The following is a 7825-nucleotide window of genomic DNA, read 5'->3' as shown; positions in this document are numbered from 1 at the left end:
GTCCGCGCGTCGCCGCGCTGCCGCCCAGCCCGCCGAGGAGGCCGTGGCCGCCGGTGCGGTCGCCGAGGAGGCGGCGCCGAAGCCGCGCTCGCGCCGCCGCCGTGGCGCCGAGCCGGCCGAAGGCGATGCCGCCGTCGCGCCGGTCGAGGCCGAGCCCGCTGGCGGCGATGACGTCGCTGTGGTTGCCGCGCCGGTCGAGGACCAGCCGGTCGCCAAGCCGCGTGCCCGCCGGCGCAAGCCCGCCGCCACCGAGCCGGGGGAGGCCGTCGAGGCCGCCGCGCCGGACGTGACGGTCGAGGAGGCCGCGCCGAAGCCCCGTTCGCGCCGGCGCAAGCCCGCCGCGGCCGAGGCCGAGCCCGCGGACGCGGTGGCCGAGGACGGCACGCCCAAGCCGAAGGGCCGGGCGCGCAAGCGTCCCGCTCCGGAGGCCGTCGCGGCGGCCGCGGAGGCCGCGGTCGGGATCGACGGGGAGACCCCGAAGCCCAAGGGCCGTGCGCGCAAACGCCCGGCGGCGCTGGAGGCGAACGTCGAGTCCGTGTCGCTCACTCCGGCCGACCTGGAGGCCGACGGCGAAGACGCGCTATCCTCTTCGGCCCGGCGCCGTGGCCGCAATGGACGGCGCCGTTCGCGCGCGAAGGCGCAGGCCGACGCCGAAGTCTCCGACTGAAGCCTTAACTAGACAATGTCCTACGCAGTCATCAAGACCGGCGGTAAGCAATACCGCGTCATCGAGGGCCAGACCCTCCTGATCGAGCGTCTGCCCGACGACGTCGGTGCCACCGTTGCGCTGCAGCCTCTGCTGCTCGCCGGTGAAGGCACCGACCCCGTTTTCGAGGGCGACGGTCTGGCCAGCGCAAGCGTGCAGGCCGAGATCGTCGCGCACGAGCGTGGCCCGAAGCTCCGAGTCTTCAAGTTCAAGCCGAAGCGCGGGTACAAGCGCCGCACTGGTCACCGCCAGGAGCTCACCCGCATCCGCATCACGTCGATCGGTTAGGGATAGGAACCCATGGCTCATAAGAAAGGCCTCGGCTCCAGCCGTAACGGCCGTGATTCCAACGCCAAGCGCCTCGGTGTGAAGGTGTTCGCCGGCGAAGTCGTGACGGGCGGCGAGATCATCGTCCGCCAGCGCGGCACCAAGTTCAAGCCGGGCCTCGGTGTGGGCATCGGCAAGGACGACACGATCTACGCTCGCGCCGCGGGCACGGTGGACTTCAAGGAAGGTCGCCGCGGTCGCGTCATCTCGGTCATCCCGGCCGAGACCGAAGCCGCCGCCTAGCCGGCAGCTGCACGCACTTCTCGACGGGCGCCCACGTGGCGCCCGTCGTCGTTAATAGGCTTCGCGCGTGTCACACCGACCGGACGAGACAAGCCTCACGCCTGACGAACGTCGCTCGTGGCGGTCGTTCGTCGAGCTGCACGACGAAGGCCGCCGCACCGAGGCGCTCACGGCGCTCGACGCGCTGGTCACGTCCCTGGGCGGCGACGACGCACGGCGCGACCGGTTCGCCGAAGCGCTCGCCGTCGCGTGGATCGACCCGCTCGAGCCGGGCGAGCACGCGCCGACCCTGCTCCGGCACCCGTTGTGGCAACGGGTCCTGCTCCCGCATCTCGAGCGGCGCGTGGACTCCGCCGACGGTGCGCGGCGACTGGGGATCGTGCTCGCGACCGGCTCCGTCGCGCGCACCGACCTCGACGAGCGCGACTTGCTGCGACGCGCCGCCGAGCAGGAGACGGTCGGCACGCAAAGCCGCCGCTGGCTGCTCGACACGCTGCTGAAGGACCTGGAGTACGCGTTCCACGAGCTGCCCGCCGGCGTGCTGGCCGAGCCCGAGGAGCTCGAGAGCGACGCGGACTGGCTGCAACGCCTCGCGTCCGAGCTCCAACGCGAGGACGAGCTCCGGCCGGTCGTGGACTACGTGCGCCAGCACGCGGCCGCTTCCCGCGCGTTCCGGCGGCGGACCGACCGTTCGGTCTCGTACGCGGCGCTGCTCGAAGCGCTCGCGATCGAATGGCGCGACGCGCCCGCGCCGCTGCGGTGACCCGAAGGGATTAGGCGTCGCGGCGGATGGCGAGCGAGCCGACGAGCACGGCGTTGAGAGCGATCAGGAAGAGGGCGGCCGTCATGGCGATCTTTCGTCTGGGGGCGCTTGGCGCATCTTGCATCCAAGCTGTTTCCTAGGCATCGGCACACCCGACGATCGCTTGAGCCCTACCTCCCCGTTTCGGCGTCCAGGGCCGCGAGCTCGTCGGGCGAGAGCTCGAGGTCGGCGGCGGCCGCCGAGTCGGTGATCGACTGCGGGCGCTTGGCTCCGGGGATCGGGATGACGCACTCGGACTGGGCGAGCTCCCACGCGAGCGCGACCTGCTGGGCGCTGACGCCGTGGGCGTCCGCGACCGCCTTGAACGCGGGGTGCTTGTCCGCGAGACCCTTCGCGCTGCTGAGACCGCCGAGCGGTGACCAGGGCAGGAACGCGAGGCCGAGATCCTCGCAGACGTCGATCTCGGGCCGGCTGGAGCGGAACGCGGGCGAGAACTCGTTCTGGACGCTGACGAGCGCATCGCCGAGGACGGAGTGCGCGAGACGGATCTGGTCGGCGTTCGCGTTCGAGATCCCGACCATGCGCACCTTGCCGGAGCCGTGGATCTCTTTGAGCGTCCCGACGATGTCGGCGTAGTCGCGCTCCGGGTCGGGCCGGTGGTGCTGCCACAGCGCGAGCTGGTCGACGCCGAGCCGCTGCAGGGACGCGTCGACCGCGGCCCGAAGGTGCTCTGGGGAGCTGTCGAGGCCCCAGCCGCCGCCGTCGGTGCGCACGTGGCCGCCCTTGGTGGCGAGCAGGACCTCCGAGCGCAGGCCGAGCTCGTCGAGCAGCCCGGCGATGAGCCGCTCGTTCTCGCCCTGGGCCTTGGCGCCGAGCTCGTCTCCCGGGCCGTACGCGTCGGCGGTGTCGAGCAGACGCACGCCGGCGTCCACGGCGGCGCGGACCGTGGCGGCCAGCTGCTCACGGGGCTGCGCGCCGGTCTGGTCGAAGGTCATCAGGCCGAGCCCGATCGCGCCCACGCGCTCGCGGCCGACGGTGTCATTGCCGATCTCTCGCATCTTCATCGAGGTTCGTCCTTCCCCGCGGCCGCGGCGGGCACGCGGACCGTCCTCAGGAGCCGAGCGTCTCGGCGACCCGCTCGGCGTGCTCGCGCAGCAGGCCGGCGATGTCGGCCGTGTCGGCGTGCAGGATGCGCGTCGTCGGGCCGGAGACGCTGATCGCGGCGAGCGGTGCGCCCGCGCGGTTGAGGATCGGCGTGGCCACGCAGCCGACGCCCAGCTCGTGCTCCTCGTTGTCGGTGCTGTAGCCGCGCCGGCGGATCTTCGCGAGGTCCTCCTGCAGCGCGCCCATCGTCGTCAACGTGCGTGGGGTGGAGGCGCTGAGCGGCGCGCCGCCGAGCAGCGCCTCGACGTCCGCCGGGTCACGCCAGGCCAGGAGCGCCTTGCCGGCGCCCGAGGTGTGGGCGGGGATCGCGTAGCCGATGTCGGTGAACAGCCGCACGCTGCGGGTGCCGGACACGCTGTCGACGTAGACGACGTTGCGGCCCTCGAGCACGCACAGGTTCGTCGTCTCGCCCGTCTCGTCCTGGATCGCCTCCAGATGCGGTCGCGCGGCGGTGCGCAGCCGCGCCATCCGGTCCGACAGGCCGCCCGTGAGCTGCAGCAGCTTGTAACCGAGCAGGTAGCGCCCGGTGGCCGGGTTCTGCGCCGCGTAGCCGCGGTCGACGAGCGTGCCGAGCAGGCGATGCGTCGTGCTCGGCACCAGCCCGGTCTGCGCCGCGAGCTCGGAGACGCCCAGCTCGTCGGCGCCCGACAGCGCCTCGAGAAGGTCCAGCGCCCGATCGAGCGATTGCACGCGCTGCGCCATGGAGCGCAGCATACCGCTTGACGGAACGTGTGTTCCGCTATGCGGAGAGGGGCACTTCTTTCACGCAGTCCTCGGTGACGTACCCGGTCCCGCAGGCGGTCTGGCGACGGTACCGGTTGGTGAAGCGCACCACGTACCGCTCCAGCAGCCGCTGCTGGCCCTCGGACGTCTTGGCCCGCGCGACAGCGCGGTCGCGGATGCCGTTGGAGAGCAGATCGATCCGCACGCGCCGCTTGATGTCCTCGACCGTCTGCCCGCTCTCGGCGAGGTACTTCTCGAAGTCCGTCGCCTTCGGGAACGACTGCCGCTTCTGGCGCCGGAACGCCGTGTCGATCGCGCCCTGCGAGACGTTGACGCCGAGCCGTTCGGCTTCCAGGTCGATCCAGTGGAACGAGAGCAGAAACTGCATGACCTGTGGGCGCAGCTCAGCTGGGTCGTCGCCGACCTCGCCGTCCGCGGCCATGTCCGCGACGACCATCCAGTGATCGAAGTCGGTCTTGTAGATCGGCCGGTCGGCGACGCGCGCGACCAGCCCCGGGGCGAGCGGCGGACCCGCCGCGCGTGACGCCGACGCCGGTGTCGCGGCCGCGAGCGGCACTTCCTTGACGCAGTAGTCCTTGTAGAAGTAGCCCGTCCCGCACGCGGTCATGCGGCGGAACCGCGCCTCGAACCGGCGGGCGTTGCGCACGTACAGGCGCGACCTGTCGGCGTCCGTCTTCGCCCCGGCGACGTAGCGCTTGGAGATGCGCTCGACGAGCAGCTCGAACCGCACGCTGCGCTCGAGGTCCGCGACCGTCGCCCCCGACTTGCGCAGGTACTCCTGGAACTCCGCTTCCGTGTCCCACTCGTCCGCCTTCGCCTCGGTCACCCCGCGGCGCACCTCGGCCGGGCTGACGCTGACGTTCAGGCGCTCGGCCTCGAGGTCGTACCAGTTGAAGACGATGAGGAGCCCGAGCACCTCCTCGGAGCGCTGGGCGGGCTTCGTCTCGCCCTCGTCGCCGAAGTCGTAGATCGCGGTCCAGTGGTCGTACTCGGTCTTGTAGATCGGGCGATCCGCGACGCGGGCGACGAGGCCAGGAGCGAGCGCGGTGCTAGCCGCGAGCAAAGACGATGTCAAGAGCACCCTTCCACAGTACGTGCTCCCCGAGTGGACGCAGCTGGTCGACGCCTTCGGTGATCGTCAGGAAATGGTTGCCGGCCAGCTGGCCGACGATGCTCGCGAAGCGCGTCCCGCCGTACGGGAACAGCAGCTCGGTCTCGCTGATCCCGCCCGGGTACCAGAGCACCTGCCCGGGCGCGGGGAAGCTGGTCGCGTTCTCGGGGGCGCGATCGAGCCCGATGTCCAGGTCGCCCAGCGGGATCCACGCCGACTCGCCGCTCCAGCGCACGTGGATGATCTGCGAGTGGAACGGCAGCAAGCGCTCGAAGGCCTCGACGGTCCTCGGCGCACGCTCGCGTTCGAACTCGCCCTTGAAGGAGAACGGCCCCGCCGTGATCGTGAGCATCAGCGGATCGTAGGCCTCAAGAGTCGACCCACGCCCGGTGCCGGGTCGCGGCCCCGCACGAGCGTCCGCCGCACGCGCGCCTGCAGGTGCCGGCCGACGTAGGGGGACACGGGGTGGCGGTAGCGCAGGTCCGCGGCCAGCAGCGTGTACGCGGCGTCGAGGTCGACGAGCGCGAGGTCGGCGTCGGCGCCCGGCTCGATCACGCCCTTGCCCGGGATGCCGAACCGCGCCGCCGCGCGCGTCGTCAACGCCGCCGCGTCCTCGACGGCGAACGCGCCGAGCAGCAGCTCCAGCGTCGTCTGCGCGCCGGAGATCCCGCCCCACGCCTTGCCGAACTCCTCGGCCTTGAGCTCCGGCGACGACGGCGAGTGGTCGGACGTGACGAAGTCGATCTCGCCGCCGCGCAGGCGTTCCCACAGCGCGTCCTGCTCGGGCGCGTCGCGGATCGGCGGCGCGCACTTGGCGATCGGGCCGAGCGCCTCGACGTCGTCGGGCGTGAGGAACAGGTAGTGCGGGCACGTCTCGCAGGTCACGTCGACGCCGCGCGCGCGGGCCGCGGTGACCAGGCCCACGCCGCTCCCGCTCGAGACGTGCACGATGTGCAGCTTGCAGCCGGTCGCCTCGGCGTAGGTGATGGCGCGGCCGATCGCCTCCAGCTCGGCGACGACGGGGCGCGAATCCATCCAGTCGCGCACGGACAGCCCGCGCGAGCGGGCGGTCAGCGCGTCGTTCTCGGCGTGCACGGCGACGAGCAACCCGAGCTGCGCGGCGGTTGCCATGCCCTCGTAGAGCGTGACGTCGTCGGCGTGCGCGAAGTCCTCGATGCCCGAGTTGGACATGAACGCCTTCAGCCCGACCACGCCCCGCGCCGCGAGCTCCTCGAGCTGTGCGCCCGGCACGAGCCCGCCCCAGAGGCCGAAGTCGACCGACGACTCGCGCCGCGCGGCCTCCAGCTTGGCGTCGAAGGCGGCGCCGTCGGTGGTCGGCGGGGTCGAGTTCAGCGGCATGTCGAAGAACGCGCTGAAGCCACCCGCGGCGAGCGCCGCGCTGCCGGTCCGGATGCCCTCCCAGTGCGTGCGGCCCGGCTCGTTGAAGTGCACGTGCGGGTCCAGGCCGGCGGGGAGGACGTGCAGCCCCGTCGCGTCGAGCTCGCGCGCGCCGCCCGGCAGCTCCGGCGCGACCGCCGTGATCACGCCGTCGGCCACACCGACGTCGGCGTCGATCACCCCCGCGGGCGTGACCACGTGCCCGCCGCGGACGACTAGATCGACCACGCGAACCTCGTTGCCGCGTCGATGGCGGCCGCCACGTCGGCCTCGGTCACGGCTTCGTCGGGATGGTGGCTCACGCCGCCGGCGCAGCGGACGAACAGCAGCGCGATGTCGGTGAACGCGGCCATCGTGACGGCATCATGCCCGGCGCCGCTCGGCAGCGCGTGCGCGCCCGGGCCGACGGCGTCCGCGAGCCGCTCGGTCAGCGCCGGCGAGCACGGCGTGGCGTCGTGCGCGTGGATCAGCTGCCATTCGAAGTCGACGTCCGGGCGGCCTTCGCGGCGCAGCGCCTCGATCCCGCGCGCGCGGACGGCATCGTCCGCGTGCCGGATGTCGACGGTCAGCTCCACCCGCCCGGGGATGACGTTGACCGCGCCGCCGGGGATGGTGATCGTGCCGACCGTCGCCACGAGGCCGGGCTCCTCGCGCGCAATCCGCTCCGCGGCGAGGATGAGGTCCGCGGCGGCGGTGAGCGCGTCGTTGCGCAGGGCCATCGGCGTCGTGCCCGCATGCCCGGCGCGGCCGGTGACCGTCACCCGAAAGCGCGACTGGCCCGCGATCGCCGTGACCACGCCGAGCGGGAGGTCGAGCGCTTCGAGCACCGGGCCCTGCTCGATGTGGACCTCCAGGTAGGCCTTCGCGCCCTCGAACAGCGGCGGGCCGAGCGTGACGGCGACCATCGCCTCCTCCTCCGGCGTGACCTGGCCCACGTACGCGCGGGAGCCGAGGAACGTCGACTGAAAGCGCAGCCCTTCCTCGTCCGCGAACGCCACGACCTCGATCGGGACGTCGGTGGCGGCCGCCACCTCGAGCCCCACGAGCACGCCGAGGATGCCGTCGTAGCGGCCCGCGTCGGCGACCGAGTCCAGGTGCGAGCCGACGATCAGCCGCGGGCCCGGCCCGCGACGGCCGACCAGGTTGCCCATCGCGTCGCTCACCGGGTCCAGGCCGATCGCGGTCATCCACTCGTGCACGCGCGCCATCGCGCCCGCGAGCGCCGGCGTCGCCAGCGGCCGCGTGATCCGGCCGGGCTCCTCCGTGAAGGACGCCAGCTCGTCCGCCCGCTGGAGCACGCGCCGCGCCGCCTCGCTCATCCGGTGGACGATGACAGCTCACGGATTCTTGACTTCTGAGTGCGGCTCAT

General features: G+C 72.5%; 9 protein-coding genes and 1 pseudogene. 4 read left to right on the top strand and 6 right to left on the bottom strand.

Translation table 11 applies throughout. The features are described 5' to 3' along the window. The 4 genes and pseudogenes from OJ997_RS15990 to OJ997_RS15975 all read left to right on the top strand — a co-directional run. Positions 1–667: pseudogene (locus OJ997_RS15990) on the top strand (hypothetical protein); the annotation flags it as partial. 15 nt (positions 668–682) lie between these two features. Further along, a complete protein-coding gene (gene rplU / locus OJ997_RS15985) occupies positions 683–994 on the top strand; it encodes a 50S ribosomal protein L21 (RefSeq protein ID WP_270026162.1) in 312 nt (103 codons plus the stop codon). 12 nt (positions 995–1006) lie between these two features. After that, entirely contained in the window at positions 1007–1276 is a 270-nt protein-coding gene (rpmA, locus tag OJ997_RS15980) for a 50S ribosomal protein L27 (protein WP_270026161.1), read from the top strand. A gap of 67 nt (positions 1277–1343) precedes the next feature. Further along, positions 1344–2039 carry a hypothetical protein gene (locus tag OJ997_RS15975; protein WP_270026160.1) on the top strand — a complete coding sequence of 232 codons (696 nt, stop codon included), beginning with the start codon at positions 1344–1346 and terminating at the stop codon, positions 2037–2039. Positions 2040–2209: 170 nt separating this feature from the next. Here the strand turns inward: OJ997_RS15975 and OJ997_RS15970 are convergent, their stop codons facing one another. The 6 genes from OJ997_RS15970 to OJ997_RS15945 are packed head-to-tail and all read right to left on the bottom strand — an operon-like array spanning position 2210 to position 7775. After that, positions 2210–3103 carry an aldo/keto reductase gene (locus OJ997_RS15970; protein ID WP_270026158.1) on the bottom strand — a complete coding sequence of 298 codons (894 nt, stop codon included), beginning with the start codon at positions 3101–3103 and terminating at the stop codon, positions 2210–2212. A 46-nt stretch (positions 3104–3149) separates the two neighbouring features. Next, positions 3150–3905 (bottom strand): IclR family transcriptional regulator, encoded by a 756-nt coding sequence (locus OJ997_RS15965; RefSeq protein ID WP_270026157.1) that lies wholly within the window; start codon positions 3903–3905, stop codon positions 3150–3152. Positions 3906–3942: 37 nt separating this feature from the next. Then, positions 3943–5010, bottom strand: coding sequence for a SurA N-terminal domain-containing protein (locus tag OJ997_RS15960; RefSeq protein ID WP_270026156.1), 1068 nt, complete (start codon positions 5008–5010; stop codon positions 3943–3945). Continuing rightward, on the bottom strand, positions 4997–5410 hold the full coding sequence (locus tag OJ997_RS15955; protein ID WP_270026155.1) for a DUF3830 family protein: 414 nt from the start codon (positions 5408–5410) through the stop codon (positions 4997–4999). Before OJ997_RS15955 ends, OJ997_RS15960 begins: the two co-directional genes overlap by 14 nt. Then, the gene (gene allB, locus OJ997_RS15950; protein ID WP_270026153.1) at positions 5410–6684 is read right to left on the bottom strand and encodes an allantoinase AllB; all 1275 of its coding nucleotides are present in this window, start codon (positions 6682–6684) and stop codon (positions 5410–5412) included. Before allB ends, OJ997_RS15955 begins: the two co-directional genes overlap by 1 nt. After that, a complete protein-coding gene (locus OJ997_RS15945) occupies positions 6672–7775 on the bottom strand; it encodes a M20 family metallo-hydrolase (protein WP_270026152.1) in 1104 nt (367 codons plus the stop codon). The genes allB and OJ997_RS15945 overlap by 13 nt, the downstream gene beginning before the upstream one ends. Between the last annotated feature and the right edge of the window lie 50 nt (positions 7776–7825).

Source organism: Solirubrobacter phytolaccae (genome assembly GCF_027587195.1).
GTDB lineage: Bacteria > Actinomycetota > Thermoleophilia > Solirubrobacterales > Solirubrobacteraceae > Solirubrobacter > Solirubrobacter phytolaccae.
This window is presented reverse-complemented; position numbering and strand designations above follow the sequence as displayed.